The sequence below is a fragment of the Crateriforma conspicua genome (genome assembly GCF_007752935.1).
In the GTDB taxonomy this organism is placed as follows: domain Bacteria; phylum Planctomycetota; class Planctomycetia; order Pirellulales; family Pirellulaceae; genus Crateriforma; species Crateriforma conspicua.
On the sequence record NZ_CP036319.1, the window covers coordinates 6435479 to 6449752 of the forward strand.

The 14274-nt window shown below is 58.1% G+C and carries 8 protein-coding genes and 1 pseudogene; 2 read left to right on the forward strand and 7 right to left on the reverse strand.

The features are described 5' to 3' along the window. Positions 1 to 5: 5 nt before the first annotated feature. Together Mal65_RS23540 and Mal65_RS23545 are read right to left on the reverse strand one after the other, a co-directional pair. Positions 6 to 1490 carry a sulfatase-like hydrolase/transferase gene (locus tag Mal65_RS23540; RefSeq protein ID WP_145303434.1) on the reverse strand — a complete coding sequence of 495 codons (1485 nt, stop codon included), beginning with the start codon at positions 1488 to 1490 and terminating at the stop codon, positions 6 to 8. 202 nt (positions 1491 to 1692) lie between these two features. Further along, the gene (locus Mal65_RS23545; protein WP_145303436.1) at positions 1693 to 4434 is read right to left on the reverse strand and encodes a cation-translocating P-type ATPase; all 2742 of its coding nucleotides are present in this window, start codon (positions 4432 to 4434) and stop codon (positions 1693 to 1695) included. A 413-nt stretch (positions 4435 to 4847) separates the two neighbouring features. On the opposite strand from Mal65_RS23545, the gene Mal65_RS23550 reads away from it, so the two are divergent. Beyond that, positions 4848 to 5216, forward strand: coding sequence for a hypothetical protein (locus tag Mal65_RS23550; RefSeq protein WP_145303439.1), 369 nt, complete (start codon positions 4848 to 4850; stop codon positions 5214 to 5216). Between the two features lie 94 nt (positions 5217 to 5310). On the opposite strand, the gene Mal65_RS23555 is transcribed toward Mal65_RS23550, so the two are convergent. The 5 genes from Mal65_RS23555 to Mal65_RS23575 all read right to left on the reverse strand — a co-directional run bounded on the left by Mal65_RS23555 (position 5311) and on the right by Mal65_RS23575 (position 13636). Continuing rightward, entirely contained in the window at positions 5311 to 7386 is a 2076-nt protein-coding gene (locus tag Mal65_RS23555) for a BPL-N domain-containing protein (protein ID WP_165701491.1), read from the reverse strand. Between the two features lie 73 nt (positions 7387 to 7459). Next, a complete protein-coding gene (locus tag Mal65_RS23560; RefSeq protein WP_145303444.1) occupies positions 7460 to 8797 on the reverse strand; it encodes an MFS transporter in 1338 nt (445 codons plus the stop codon). Positions 8798 to 8878: 81 nt separating this feature from the next. Then, complete coding sequence (gene metX, locus Mal65_RS23565) at positions 8879 to 10630, reverse strand: homoserine O-acetyltransferase MetX (protein ID WP_145303448.1); 1752 nt, start codon at positions 10628 to 10630, stop codon at positions 8879 to 8881. A gap of 101 nt (positions 10631 to 10731) precedes the next feature. Beyond that, positions 10732 to 12042, reverse strand: a complete 1311-nt coding sequence (locus tag Mal65_RS23570; protein WP_145303450.1) for an O-acetylhomoserine aminocarboxypropyltransferase/cysteine synthase family protein — start codon at positions 12040 to 12042, stop codon at positions 10732 to 10734. Between the two features lie 226 nt (positions 12043 to 12268). Continuing rightward, positions 12269 to 13636 carry a Gfo/Idh/MocA family protein gene (locus Mal65_RS23575; protein WP_231131231.1) on the reverse strand — a complete coding sequence of 456 codons (1368 nt, stop codon included), beginning with the start codon at positions 13634 to 13636 and terminating at the stop codon, positions 12269 to 12271. A 447-nt stretch (positions 13637 to 14083) separates the two neighbouring features. On the opposite strand from Mal65_RS23575, the pseudogene Mal65_RS27350 reads away from it, so the two are divergent. Further along, positions 14084 to 14173, forward strand: a pseudogene (locus Mal65_RS27350) (MJ0042-type zinc finger domain-containing protein); the annotation flags it as partial. Between the last annotated feature and the right edge of the window lie 101 nt (positions 14174 to 14274).

A 14274-nucleotide genomic window follows, 5' to 3' on the forward strand; every position in this document is an offset into this window, starting at 1 on the left:
GAAGCTCACGGTTCAGTCGGTGGCTCCGGTCGCGGCGCCCAACCATCATAGTGCTTGGCGGAATCCCCCGACCAATACGGCGAAGATCCCCACAGCGGAACCGTGGGCAAACTGGATTCCCATCGGCCAAGCTCACTCATCAGCTGACGAAACCGTTCGGGTTGATCTTGTGAAAGTTCATACGTTTCGGAAACGTCCGACGAAACATCGAACATCTCAGCCGGTCGGTGGGACAACCGAACCAGCTTGTCTTTCCCATCCAGAATCGCCGCTTGTCCCTGTAGTCGCCAATACAACCGACGCGTGTCGTTGATATCTTTTCGCATCAATCGTGGCAGCAGATTCACGCCATCGTGCGTTCCCGACAGACGAACCATTCGTTTTCGATTCGATTTGTCTTCGTGGGACAACGGATCGGAAAGCGGCAAGCACTCCGCACCCGCCGCCGCCATGAATGTGGGCAAAAGGTCAAGTGAACTGACCACACCGTCGTGAACTTGGCCAGCCGGAATCTTTGCCGGCCATGTGCAGATCATGGGCACACGAATCCCGCCTTCGCGTAGGCATCCTTTCACACCTCGCAACGGACCATTCCAACTGCCGTTGTTGGTCGCACCACCGTTGTCCGATAGGAACATGATCATGGTTTGATCCCATTGGCCCGAATGTTTCAATTCGTCGCAGATACGTCCGACTCCACGGTCTAACGCATACATCATCGCCGCATAAGTTCGGCGTTTTTTGTCCTTGATCGCTGCGAAGACTTCCAAGTCCGCGTCGGTGGCGTGCATGGGAGTGTGCGGCGCGTTGTAGGAAAAGAAGACGAACCAAGGCTGCTGCGGCGATTCGGTACGTTGTTGGCGAATGAAACGCAGCCCTTCATCCGTGAAAAAGTCGGTTAAGTAGTCGCTCGAAAAATCTTGGACACGTGTGCCATTGCGTTCGATGGAATGTTTCATCGTGGCAGGGAAATAGTGATGACTGCCTCCCAGCATGCCACAAAAGTGATCAAAACCACGGCGATTGGGATGATGCATGGGGCCGATACCCAAATGCCATTTCCCAATGATGGCGGTCGCATAGCCGGCATTTCGCAAATGATCGCCCAGCGTGTGTTCACTGCTGGGTAAGCCCAACAATTCGATGCGCGTGGCATAGTTGGACGGCGAAGCGTTCAAATTGCCTTCGTAACCGAATCGTCTTGGATCACGGCCGGTCAGCAATCCGGCCCGCGATGGTGAACACACTGCACTGGCAACATAGGCCTGCGTGCACAGAACGCCCGATTCGGCCAGCCGATCCAAGTTTGGCGTCCGAAGTGTTTCGCTGCCTTGGCATCCGAGATCGCCATACCCCATGTCGTCCGCCAAAATCACGACAATGTTCGGACGCGTCTCCCCCTCCGCCGCACAAGCAAATGTTCCCAAGACCAGCGACAGGAAGACCAACACGAAAGGCCCCGTCCATACGGTACGAATACGAAACAACATGGCACGGCGCCGCTGGCTGAAACGGAAAGAAGTCCGACACGATTCGGTTCCCAATAAGTCGGGGACCCAATCAACGCTTCAAAGATGCTAACGGATTCTTCGTCGCCTGATCGCCCTGCCCCGGCGGAATCGGGTCACACCGTGACAGAGCGCCGCTTCGTCTTGTCCACTTTCGATTGCCTTCGCACGCCGGTTTCGAAATTCATGCGTTCGATCCGGACGATTTGGTCGCTGCATATCGCTGACGCAACTTGTCCAGTTCGGCAAGCACGTGCAGCAACAGTCCGGCCGCGACGGCCAGCGCCCAGGGACGCCATGTCGTCGGTGCGGATTCGAACACTTGGTTCATGAACGGCAAGTACGTGAACGCCAGTTGCAGTCCGATCATTGCAAGAATGCCGGCCCACAACAGCGGGTTTCGGAACGGCCCGATACGAAAGATCGAATGATGAAGGGATCGGCAGTTCAGCAAATAAAACGCTTGGCCCATGACGATGACATTCACCGCGGCGGTCCGCGCCGCATCCATATCGACGCCCAACGATTTCTTGAATGCAAAGACGAAATAGGTGGCCAGGACCAATACACCACCGACCCACATGGTTCGCCAAATCAGCGGCCCCGTCAAAATGCCTTCGTCTTGGCGTCTTGGTGGCCGGGTCATGACGTCCGCTTCCTTAGGTTCAAACGCCAGGGTGGCCCCCAACAAGACCGCGGTCGACATGTTGATCCACAGAATCTGTAGCGGTGTGATGGGCAACTGCAATCCCAACAACGTCGCGACCAAGATGATTCCGGCTTCGCCGAGATTCGTCGGCAGCGTCCAAGCGATGAACTTGATCAAGTTGTCATAGATTCCACGACCTTCCTCCACCGCCGCTTCGATGGATGCAAAATTGTCATCGGTCAGAATCATGTCGGCGGATTCTTTGGTGACCTCGGTGCCGGTGATCCCCATCGCGACGCCGATGTTGGCTTGGCGAAGTGCGGGCGCATCATTGACGCCGTCACCGGTCATGGCGGTGACATGCCCCAGCGATTGAAGGGCCTCGACCAACCGCAGTTTTTGCGCCGGTGAAACTCTCGCAAACACACAGACGTCTTCCACGGTGGCGATCAAGTCATGATCACGCATGCCCTCCAGTTCCGCACCGGTCAGTCCGACCAATTCCCCGTCGTTTCGCTTTCCCTTCAAGCCCAGTTGCCCGGCGATCGCTTTGGCGGTGCCCACGTGGTCACCGGTGATCATCTTGACGCGAATCCCAGCTTGCTGGCACGCCGCCACGGCTTTGATGGCTTCGGGACGGGGCGGATCGATCATGCCTTGCAGGCCCAGCCACTGCATCCCATCGGTCAAATCATCATGGCCCAGCGATCGTGTATCCGCCGGAAAACGTTTGATCGCAAAAGCCAGGACACGTTGGCCTTTGGATGCCAAGGTATCGACTTGTCGTTCGATGGATTCAGCGTCGACGGGTCGGTCGCTGTAGGTCGTATCGCATCGGGCCAAGACCCGTTCGACCGATCCCTTCAGATAGACGATGGTTTCGTCGTCCGCCCGGTGAAGCGTGGCCATGTACTGGTGCTGGGATTCGAATGGCACGACATCCAAGCGCGGACGGTTCTGTTGTTGCAGTTGACGATCCAGTCCGCCTTTTGCGGCGGATACCAGTAAAGCGGCTTCTGTCGGATCCCCTTCGACCTGCCAGTGCCCATCGTCGTCTTGATTCAATCGTGCGTCGTTGCACAACAGGCCGGCGCGCATCAATTCCGCCAAGACGGGCTGATCATCCAGTTCCAGCGAACCGGGTTCGCCGGTGTCTGCGTCGACTTCCGCAACTGGAATCAACCGCCCCTCGGGCGAGTAGCCAGAACCGGTCGCTTTGAAAAGCTGGTCATCGGCCCACAGATTGCGAACCGTCATTTGGTTTTGTGTCAGTGTTCCTGTCTTGTCCGAACAGATCACCGAAGTGCTGCCCAGTGTTTCGACCGCGGGCAACTTGCGAACGATCGCTCGTCGGCTGGCCAGACGTGCGACGCCCAGCGCCAAAGTCGCGGTCACCACCGCGGGCAAGCCTTCGGGAATTGCACCGACCGCCAACGCCACCGCTGACAACAGGACGTCCACAGGTTTGGCACCACGGATCACGCCCGCGACGGCAACCAACACCGCCAAAAACAAGATCACCTTCAGCAATAGATGACTCAGTTCGTTGATCCGGCGGACCAGTGGAGTCTCCAACACATCGGCCGAAGCGATCAATTCATTGATGTGTCCTATCTCGGTTCGGTCACCGGTCGCAACCACGATGCCCGTTGCCGTCCCATAGGTCACCAATGTCGTGGAATAGGCGACGTTGGTCCGTTCGGCCAAAACGGTTCCGACCGGTAAAGCCGAGATCTGTTTTTCGACCGGAACGGATTCGCCGGTCAAAGCGGATTCATCGATCTGTAGGTCTTTGGTTTCCACCAGACGCAAATCAGCGGGGACACGGTCACCGGATTGCAACTGAACCACATCACCGGGAACCAATTCACTGGCATCGACGGTCGTGGGTTCGCCACCACGAATCACGTTGGCCATGGTCTGCAGCGACTGGCTGAGAGCGTCGATGGCTTTTAACGCTTTGGCTTCTTGGACAAAACCAATCGAAGCATTGACCAGTACAACGGCCAAGATCACCGCGGCATCGGCCCATTCGCGCATGACCAGCGTCAGCACGACGGCACCCAACAAGATGTACACGAGAGGCTGTTGGAACTGTCGCAGCAGAATCACGGGCCAGCCATCGGCCGCCTTCTGCGTCAGTTGGTTGGGGCCGAAACGACTTTGCCGACGTCCGACTTCCAGAAGCCCCAAACCTTCACGGATATCGGTCTCCAAACGCTGGGCAACCTGATCGGCAGGATGGTCATACCAAATGTCGGTTCGCGGCTTCGTCATCGACCTACCTTCGTGCGGGGATCTAGGTTTTCAAAGCAGACCTGGATGCAGAAATTGGTTTGCGAAAATGGGTGCCAACGGCGACCGCTCCTTCGTCGATGGTACACTTTGCGTTGCGTTCGTTGGCCTTGTGCGTTTCAGCGCGGCGGTCGTTCCAATCTCGGCCGGGGATTGTTTCCGTCTATCGTCAACTGGCGATGTACACCCGACATATCCGCTTGTGATTCGCCCCATCACGGTGCGAATGCCTCAGATTGAGTGACTTCCCTCACTCGATCACGTTGCCGCCCGATGGTCGTGATGGCATAGGCGCCGGTTTCGGTGGTGTTGACGAAAAAAACAACCGCATTTGCGATGCAATCACGCCGACCCCATTCCGGCAAGTTCGAAACAATCACGTTGAATAAGAACCGATGGCAAAGTGCGACGAAGGTTATCGATGCGAAGTGTGTGGCGAAGACGTCACGTCCATCGTCGATAGCGACCTTTACCTTCGATACGTGATCGGCGAAATCGATCCCGAGGTTCTTCACACGACGCCTGAACGACACCTTCGATGCAATCCCGTCTTGGCACAGTTCATCGCCGATGATCGATTCCCGGTGGTCGAATTAGCCGGCCCAATGGATCGGCGGCAACTCGACCCGATGTTCTGCGAAGAACGCACCCAACGCGTTACCGCAGGCTATCGACGCTTGCATGAAATCAACACTTGGGCGGGCGATCGCGACGTGACGCAATACCCGTTGCCGGACGTGCTGGAACGTTGGCAGCGATCTTAAGCCGCGTGATGCACGCAACCACGCGGTGACAACGCCACACGGCGGTCCGACCGGCGTGACGATTCACCGCACACGTCAACGTGCATTCCCGATCTTAGTCGTCGTCCGCGGCATCCCCCGCGACCAAACGAACCGCGGCACGAACCATTTGGTTGGGACCACCTGGAAATTCCGGGTGCGGACTGATGCAGACGACCTGGCCGTCACCAAATTCGCCGTGGATCACCGCGTGTGTGCCCGCCATGGCGTCTTCGTGTGCCCCCTTTTGCGCCACGGTTGTTTGAAACTTGGCAATGACGTTGTAGTCCGGCAGATGGTCATAACGACCGGGAACCAGCAAGGGTCCCTGGGCATAGTCAACATCCACACGCGGATCCGAAATGCCCAGACATTGCTGGCCAATTTCGCTGATCGACACGGTCACCGGCCCGTTGCCTCGCGCCCAGTGGACACGATCCCAAACCCGCGCATCGATCAGCCCCAACGACCAGTCGTAGTGCGCCGTGGCCAGATAGGCACCGGCGCAGATCCCCAGATAACCGCCGCCGGCATCAACAAAATGACGGATCTGTTCGCGCCCCTGGTCTTGCAGTTTTTTGGACTGGCCGCTGGCCGATCCGCCCGGCATCACCAGTACGTCATAGTCTGACAACACGCCGTTGCGGATGTCGCCCGGACTGACCCGATCGCATCGGAAACCGTGATCGCTGGTCAAAACAGACGACAACGTTTTGGTACGTCGATGAATGCTTTCGGCGTGGTCATAGATCGCGACGTGAATCACATCATCCGATCCGGTGGACGGACGCGATTGCGGCACCAGCGATTCCGATTCGTCAGGCGTCGCAGCGTGTTGCAAGGCCGCCTGTTTGGCTTGCACCAATTCCTGTCGCATCGCCGCGTAGGCTTTGGAGGCCAATCGTTCGTGTTGAGACTGGGACGCTTCGAAGGCTGATTCAGGCGAATCAAGCATTCGGTCACGGTGTTCCAAGTTTTGTCGAATCAGCTGATCTTCGGTGGGCCACAGATCGGCCCAAATCCCGGGCAACGCGTCGGTACGAATCGAATGCCGGTCTTTGGTCAGCGTCCAATCGCGAAGCGTCAAAGCGATCTCTCCGATCTCACCGCCACGTGAACCTTCCAGTGGATCGGCGATCGCGCGACAACGCATCTCCACCGGTACAGCGATCGAGTACTTGGGATCCCCCAAAATGGTCCACATGGTGGTCGATTCACTGGGTTCGTCTTTCTGAACCCCATGGAACACCACCGCCGAGACCGTGGTACGCCGGCTGATCGTCTTGTCGATCAGAATCACCGGAGGCAGCGGCCCCACTTGTCCGTTGACCGTTCCGGAAAAACCAACGCCATTGGTGTCCGCCATATCGCGGGCCAAATGACGTAAGACAAACCGCAAATCAATCGTGCCGCCGGAATCCGTTGCTTTTGACAACAGGTCATCGGCACGACAATACCTTACACCGGAGTAAACATCGGTCAGCGAATCCGCGTCGGGATCGGCGGGCAAGGCCTTTGCCGTGGTGGCAAAGTTGGTCCGCACAAGAAAACCGTCCGGCGCCACGGCGGGATCATTGATGTCGAATTCCTGAAACTGATTCGGGCCGGTTTCAAAAACCGAAGCACCACCGGAGGCATCGATGACGCCGAAATTCGCCGCGGTGCTGCGCCCGGTCGCATTGGACTGATCCAACAAACGCCGAAAATCGTCCACATTGCGGCAGGTTCGCAGTGCCTTTTTCATCAACGCCCCGTTGCCCAGCCCCTGTCGTTGATCGTCATCGTCGCGGAGATCCAAACTGAGCGAGTTTTCGATACAGAAACCCGCCTCGTTCATTCCCATCCAGACCGACGTATCTTGACCGGCGTTGATCACGCCGATTGCACGCAACGGCCCATCTTCGATGACGACGACTTCGTTGTGAACGCTGGAGGTCGTGTCTCGATTCTTCCACAACAGCGGACGCCCGTCCGGCGTCGCACGGCCGCTGATCACCGCGGTCGTGCACCCGTGCAGAACCGTTGCCCAAGTCACCACCAACGATGACACACCGACAAGGATCGTCAGCCAAAGACGCCCGCCGGTGAAAATTTGAACGGGATTCGTCACGTGATCCACGCGTGGATCATCAAACAGGGCGGGCGCGGGCATGGCGGGTTTCTCCAGTGGTTCACTGAAAGCAGGCGTGCCACTTGATGTTAACCGCCCGGCGCCGCTGGATGGGCTAAACCGCCGTTTCTGGGATCCCGTCGGGTCCGCTTGGCACGGCGTCATCGCTGTCGTCCAGTCGGTAAACGATCGCCACCGGAACGAACAAGACCGCCATCGCTGCGAACACACTACTGCGTGGCCAAGCAGCCTGGCTGATCACCAAGTCCATGATCTGGTACAGGATGCCCGAGCCGACAATGGCGATGAAGTTCGCCTGGTTCATCACCGCAATCATGCGTCCCTTCAGCTCATCGGGCGGACGCGATTGAAGAAAGACTTGGATGGGAATCGCAAAGAATGCCGCCGAAGCCCCCAGCAACATCAGGGCGGGAATGCTGCCGGGAAACCCCAGCAAATGCCCTCGGCCCGGAACCGTGATCGCCAACAACACACAGAACAAGACCACACCCCAACATCCGATGTGCAGCACCGTTCGCGCCGACGTCTTCCGTGTCAGCCATCCGGCCACCACACCACCAATGGCGATACCAACACTGATCAGTGACACCATCAAACTGGTGTTTGTATCGGACAGTCCCAGTTGTGTTTTGCCCAACGAATTGACCGCTTGAATGGTCAGCCCCGCAATCAACCAAAACACACATGACGCAAGCAGTGCCCACAACAGCGGCTTGTCTTCGACCAACAATCGCCGCATCGGTTTGGGGACCGTCAAATACTCGGCCTTCAGTTTCAGATCCGGATCGGCGACCGGGACTCGCGCGATGAACAAACTGGAAATCGTTCCCAAGATTGCGATGCCGATGCAGACAAACGATCCGATCCACAACTTTTGGGCCGCGCGAACGCCGGGGATATCAGGATCCACCAAAGCGTCTTTCAGCGGCCCCGCCGCAGCGGTTCCGATGATGATTGCAACGAACGTGGTCATCAAAACCAGACCGTTGGCGCGGGGCAACTGACGTTTCTCCAACATCTCCGGCAAGATGCCGTACTTTCCTGGACCGAAAAACGTGCTTTGCAGGCCCATCAAAAACAAGACCGCCCACAATCCGTAAAAGCCGACATAGGGGACTGCCCAAAACGCGATCATGCCCAACGCCATGACAACGATTTCGGCCATTTTGCTGCCGACGATGATGGTGCGTTTGTTGAATTTGTCGGCCCAAAACCCGGCCAAACCACCGGCAAAGACAAACGGCAAACCAAAGACCACCGTGGCGATTCCCTGCAGATCGGGGCCTTTCGCTTGACCGGCCGCGATCGCCGCCGCCGAAGGCACCGCCAACAGCAGCAGTAACTGTTTGAACAGGTTGTCGTTGAACGCACCAAAGAACTGCGTCACCAAAAATCCGACGAAACTGCGAGTGGCTAGCGAGTCAGATTTCATCGGTTTCGCATTCCCTTGAATCAGCTGTGGAGAATCAGTCGCTGTGTGGAGGTTCCATCCCAGTAGACGCCATCGGCTGGATCAGACAGCGCTTAAAAGTATCACGGCGACGTCGGCGTTCAAATTCGGGTCGTCGTCGTCGCTGACTTTGGTTCCGCGTGTGGTGTCCAAATAAACCGCGTCGTTCACCGTTACGCCGCGACGCTGACAAAATTCCAGCACGTCCGCGATGCTGGGGAATCGTCGATTGGGCGTATTGAACCAGTCGTGGTTGAATTCGCCCTGCGATTTTGGCGAACGCCCTTGGCGAACGTAATGGTCACGCAGATCACGAAACGCAAAGTTTGGAAAACTTAACACAGCGTGACGCCCGACACGCATCATTTCGCCGAACAGCGATTCGACGTTTTCCACCGCTTGCAGCGTCGAATTCAACACGACGAAGTCGAACTGGTTGTCGATGAACGCGGGCAAACCTTTGTTCAGGTCGTAATCGATCACGTCCAAACCACGCGCGGCCGCCGCCAAGATCTTTGCCTGGGCGACTTCCACTCCCATCAATCGTCGGCGACCGCGGGTCGCCAGCGCGGACAACAATCGCCCGCTGCCACAACCCAAATCCAACACCGAAGCGTCATCGGGAATCAATTCCAAGATGGCTTCGTCGGCCGGTTTAAGCGGCGGACGACTGGTGTCGATGTCGCCAAGCTTCGCACGCACCAACGGACCGTATTGGTCGATATCCGATTCGATCAAAAACGCATCGTGCCCGGCGTCGGTGGTAATTTCGGCGTAGGTGACCTCGTGATCCAGCGCCGTCAACGCATTGACGATGTCCCGTGACTGTTGTGGCGTGAACAACCAATCACTGCTGAAACTGACGATCAAATAATTGCAATCCGAATCGTCAAACCGCTCCATCAGCTTCAATCTTGTGTCGCCCAAATCAAACAGATCCATCGCCATGGTCAGCGTGATGTAACTGTTGGCGTCAAACCGGGTGACAAACTTTTGGCCTTGGTGCGCCAGGTAGGATCCGACGCTGAAACGCTGCTCAAAATCCGATGCAATCTGACGCGGGTCATGGCGATCCGGATCAAACTTGGCGTCCATCGCTTGGCTGGACAAATACGTGATGTGGCCCAACATCCGTGCGATTGCCAACCCCGTATCGGGACGACTGGGGCGATCGTAGTATTGGCCGTCGGCGAAGGAAGGATCCGACTGGATCGCATTGCGTCCGACCACGTCGAACCCCAACGCCTGGGACGTCAATCGCGGCGACGTGGCAATCGCAATGCAGGTGTCGGCCGAATCGGGGTACCGTGTCACCCAGGTCAGCACTTGGTGGCCGCCCAGCGATCCGCCCACCACGGCTTTCCATCGGTTGATCCCCAAATGATCGGCCAAGCGTCGCTGCACCGCCACCATGTCCCCGATGGTGATGCGAGGAAAGTCGGCGCCATAGGGGCGTTTGGTGGCGGGATCCAGATCCCCCGGACCGGTCGTCCCGCGGCAGCCGCCCAGAACGTTGGGACAGACGACAAAGAAACGATCGGTATCGATCGGCTTTCCCGGACCGATCAGGGCGTCCCACCACCCCGGCGCGTCGTCATCGTCATGCCGCGCCGCGTGCGAATCACCGCTGATCGCGTGACAGACTAGAATCGCATTGGAAGCGTCCTTGTTCAGCGTGCCCCACGTTTCATAGGCACAGCGGACGTGCGGCAGCGAACCACCGAGCTCCAGCGACAATGGTTGATCAAAGTCGACCGATTGGGCGTACCGCAGCGGGCCGTCGCTGCGGAGATCATCGGTGCTTTGAAATTGCATGGGCTTGAAACGCTATGGGAATTCAATCGGACGGTGGTCACCGGACGGGCGGTCGTTGCCACACGTCCGGCGAAGGATCATCCGACGAAAAACGTCATCGATCAAGCCGTCGCGACGGCCAAAGCTTGCTTCAAGTCGTCGATGATGTCCTGGGCATCCTCGATCCCCACGCTGACGCGAACGTACTCCGGCGTCACGCCCGCGCTGGACTGTTCGCTTTCGGACAGCTGTTGGTGGGTCGTGCTGGCGGGGTGAATGACCAGCGTTTTCGCATCGCCGATATTGGCCAAGTGCGAACACAGCTTGCACGCATTGATGAACTTCTTGCCCGCTTCCAATCCGCCCTTGATGCCGAAGCCCAGGATCGCGCCTTGGCCATCGGGCAAATACTTTTGAGCGTTGGCGTGGTGGGGGCTGGATTCCAGTCCCGGGTAATTGACCCAATCAACCCCGTCGTGAGATTCCAGGAACTTGGCAACGGCCAAAGCGTTTTCGCAGTGCCGTGGCATTCGCAGGTGCAGTGTTTCCAGACCTTGCAGGAACAAGAAAGCCGCGAACGGGTTCATCGCCGCACCGGTGTCTCGCAACCAGTGGGTGCGAATGTGCAAGTTGTAGGCGATGTTGCCCATCGGACGCAGGTGTTCTTCGAAAACCGCACCGTGGTATGACGGGGACGGGCCGCAGAATTCCGGCCATTTGTCGGGCTGGTCGGCCCATTTGAAGTTTCCGCTGTCGACGATCGCACCGCCGATGCTGGTGCCATGGCCGCCGATGAACTTGGTCGTGCTGTAGACGACGATGTCGATGCCGTGCTGAATCGGCTTGAGCAACATCGGGGTCATTACGGTGTTGTCACAGATGACCGGAATCGCGCCGTGCGGTGCGGTGTGGGCCGCATCGGCGATGGCTTTGAAATCGGGGACGTCGTTCTTCGGGTTGCCCAGCGATTCCATGTAGACCAGTCGCGTGTTTTCATCGACCAGGCCGTGAATGGTTTCCGGTTTGCTCGGATCAAAGAAACGGACTTCGACGCCCAGGTTCTTCAGCGTTTGCGTGAACAACGTCCAGGTGCCGCCATACAGCGACGTGCTGCTGACGATGTTTTGACCGCTGTGGGCGATCGTCAAAATCGCAGCCGTGATCGCCGCTTGGCCGCTGGCAAAACACAGGCCCGTGACGCCACCGTCCAAAGCCGCCAGACGCTTTTCCAAAACGTCGACGGTTGGGTTCATCAACCGGCTGTAGATGTTTCCGAACTCGGTCAATCCGAACAACGCCGCAGCGTGTTCGGTGTCATTGAACGTGTAACTGGTCGTCGCATAGATCGGCACCGCGCGGCTGTTGGTGGCGGGGTCGGGCTGTTGACCGGCGTGCAGCGCCAACGTCGCATCGCGATATTGCGGTTCGGACATATTCGAAGCTGGGTCTGGAGGCGTTGGGGATGAAAGAGAGCGAACGATTGGCCGTCGGTTCCGGCGTCAATCACCGGACCGTTTTTCGGGGCGGACGGTTCGTCGCAGGTGATGATACCAGCAACGAACCGATGTGAGAGGTAGCTATCTGCAGCCGCCGCCCGGGATGAAAACCGGCCGGCGCGATGACCGGACCGGTGAATTCGTCCGAGCGGACGTTGGCGGATCAGCCCATTTGGATTTCGTAGCCTTCCCGGTACGGTCGGGCCAGCATCGCATTGGCTTCGTCGTCACCGACGATCTGCTCGGCCGAATCGTCCCATTTCAGGTCACGTCCCAAGCGGGCCGAAATCCCCGCCAAGTGACAAATATTCAGCATCTGCATGTGGCTGTGGACGTCGCTGATCGGTTCCAAGCCTTCGCGATGACAATGAAGGAAGTTCGCCCAGTGGGCTTGGCGTTCATTGCGCTCCATCGGCAGGTTCTTGTAAACCTTGGCGATCGTGTCGTCTGCCAGCGGGTTTTCCTTGAGCGCATCGACGGGAGCTCCGTCCAAATTGCGGCGGCTGACGAAGATGCGTCCTTTTTCGCCTTCGATCAGGACCCCGTTGCGGGAATTGCTGCGGATCACCATTTCCGCCCCATCGGGATAGCTGACAGTGAACTCGAATTTGGTCGCCGTGTTGTATCGGTCGTCCTGTTGGGGAACGCCATCGGCAAATTCGACCGGGTGATCGGCCGACCCGCTGATGCCGGTCGGTCCGGCGGTCTGGCCGTTCAGCTTCAATGCCCAATTGGCGATGTCGACGTGGTGGGCACCCCAATCGGTCAACTTGCCGCCGCTGTACTGGTACCACCACCGAAACTCGTAATGGCAGTTCGTGTTCGGACGCCCCTTGCCGGTGGACAGGAACCGATAGTCGGTTTCCGGTGCGGGTCCCAACCAGCGATCCCAATCCAAATTGGCGGGCACATCGGCAACGGGAATCGACGGGCTGGACGGTGCCCCGCCGATGCCGCACTCCAGACGTTTGATTTTGCCCAATCGGCCTTCGGCGACGATCGCCATTGCTTTGACGAACAGGTTGAACGTGCTGCGCTGCTGTGTGCCGACCTGGACGATGCGTCCGGTTTCCTTCTGGACTTTGCGAATCTGTTTGCCTTCGTCGATGGTCAACGTCAGCGGTTTTTCGCAGTAGACGTCTTTGCCGGCCAACATGGCTTCGATCAGCGGCTTGGTGTGCCAGTGGTCCGGTGTGGCCACGTGAATCAGCGGGATGCTGTCGTCGGCCAGGATGTCGTGATAATCGGTGTAAACCTTAGCTTTTCCACCGCTGTGACTTTCGTTGAACTTTGCGGCACGATCGCTGTCGGCGTCACAAATCGCGACGACGTCCAGCCAGTCTTTGGCGGCTTTCATGTTGCCCCCCGCCATCCCGCCGCTGCCGATCACGCCGATCGGAATCCGACTGTTGGCCGATGCCGTTTCATCGGCCAACGTCCGCGGTTGCGAATAGAAGTAAGGGGTCGTCACCGCAGTGGTCGCGGCGGAAGCTTTCAGGAAATCACGTCGGGTGGGACGAAGGCGTGTCACGGGCGATGCACCTGTGTCAGGAGGGAAGGGACGACGAAATGAGATCGGACGGGGACGTCCAGCGGAGTCTTTGGAATCGAGCGGTTTGACAACCAAACCGACCATCGAGTCAGGCAAGGAAGTCGAAATCGATCCGGCCGAGCCGCCCGGGACGAACGCGCCCCATCATGATTCGAACGGAACGCCGAGACGTCGACACGATGTGACAAAACGGACAACACCATCGAATCATCCGAGTGCCCGAAACGGGTTTCCGCGGGGGGAGCGTGAAGTTTTGCTGTCGCGGCGGCAATGATCTTGCCGCATATGTCCGTCACGACCGACACTAAAAACTAACTTCGGCGCGCCCCAACCGGATGGCGGATCCGCCTTGGTTGGCTTGGCACAGTCGTTTCAGCCGACACGATCGACCACCCATCCTACCTCCTTTGCCCCCTTGAAGTGACCATGAATTGCAACTGTCCCCAATGCGGCAACCGATACCAAGTCGACGAATCCTTTATCGGCCGAACGGTCAAGTGTCGTTCTTGCGGTGCAACCTTTCAGGTCCAGAGTCCGGGTTCGGGCGGCGGAACCGAGCCCGTCCCGGCGGTCGTCGCCGGCCCGATGTCCAATTCGACGACCGACGGCGATGACGA

Excerpts from the sequence above, each read along its gene's own strand:
- Mal65_RS23540 (WP_145303434.1), bottom strand. The coding sequence starts at position 1,490 with ATGTTGTTTCGTATTCGTACCGTATGGACGGGGCCTTTCGTGTTGGTC.
- Mal65_RS23545 (WP_145303436.1), bottom strand. The coding sequence starts at position 4,434 with ATGACGAAGCCGCGAACCGACATTTGGTATGACCATCCTGCCGATCAG.
- Mal65_RS23550 (WP_145303439.1), top strand. The coding sequence starts at position 4,848 with ATGGCAAAGTGCGACGAAGGTTATCGATGCGAAGTGTGTGGCGAAGAC.
- Mal65_RS23555 (WP_165701491.1), bottom strand. The coding sequence starts at position 7,386 with ATGCCCGCGCCCGCCCTGTTTGATGATCCACGCGTGGATCACGTGACG.
- Mal65_RS23560 (WP_145303444.1), bottom strand. The coding sequence starts at position 8,797 with ATGAAATCTGACTCGCTAGCCACTCGCAGTTTCGTCGGATTTTTGGTG.
- metX (WP_145303448.1), bottom strand. The coding sequence starts at position 10,630 with ATGCAATTTCAAAGCACCGATGATCTCCGCAGCGACGGCCCGCTGCGG.
- Mal65_RS23570 (WP_145303450.1), bottom strand. The coding sequence starts at position 12,042 with ATGTCCGAACCGCAATATCGCGATGCGACGTTGGCGCTGCACGCCGGT.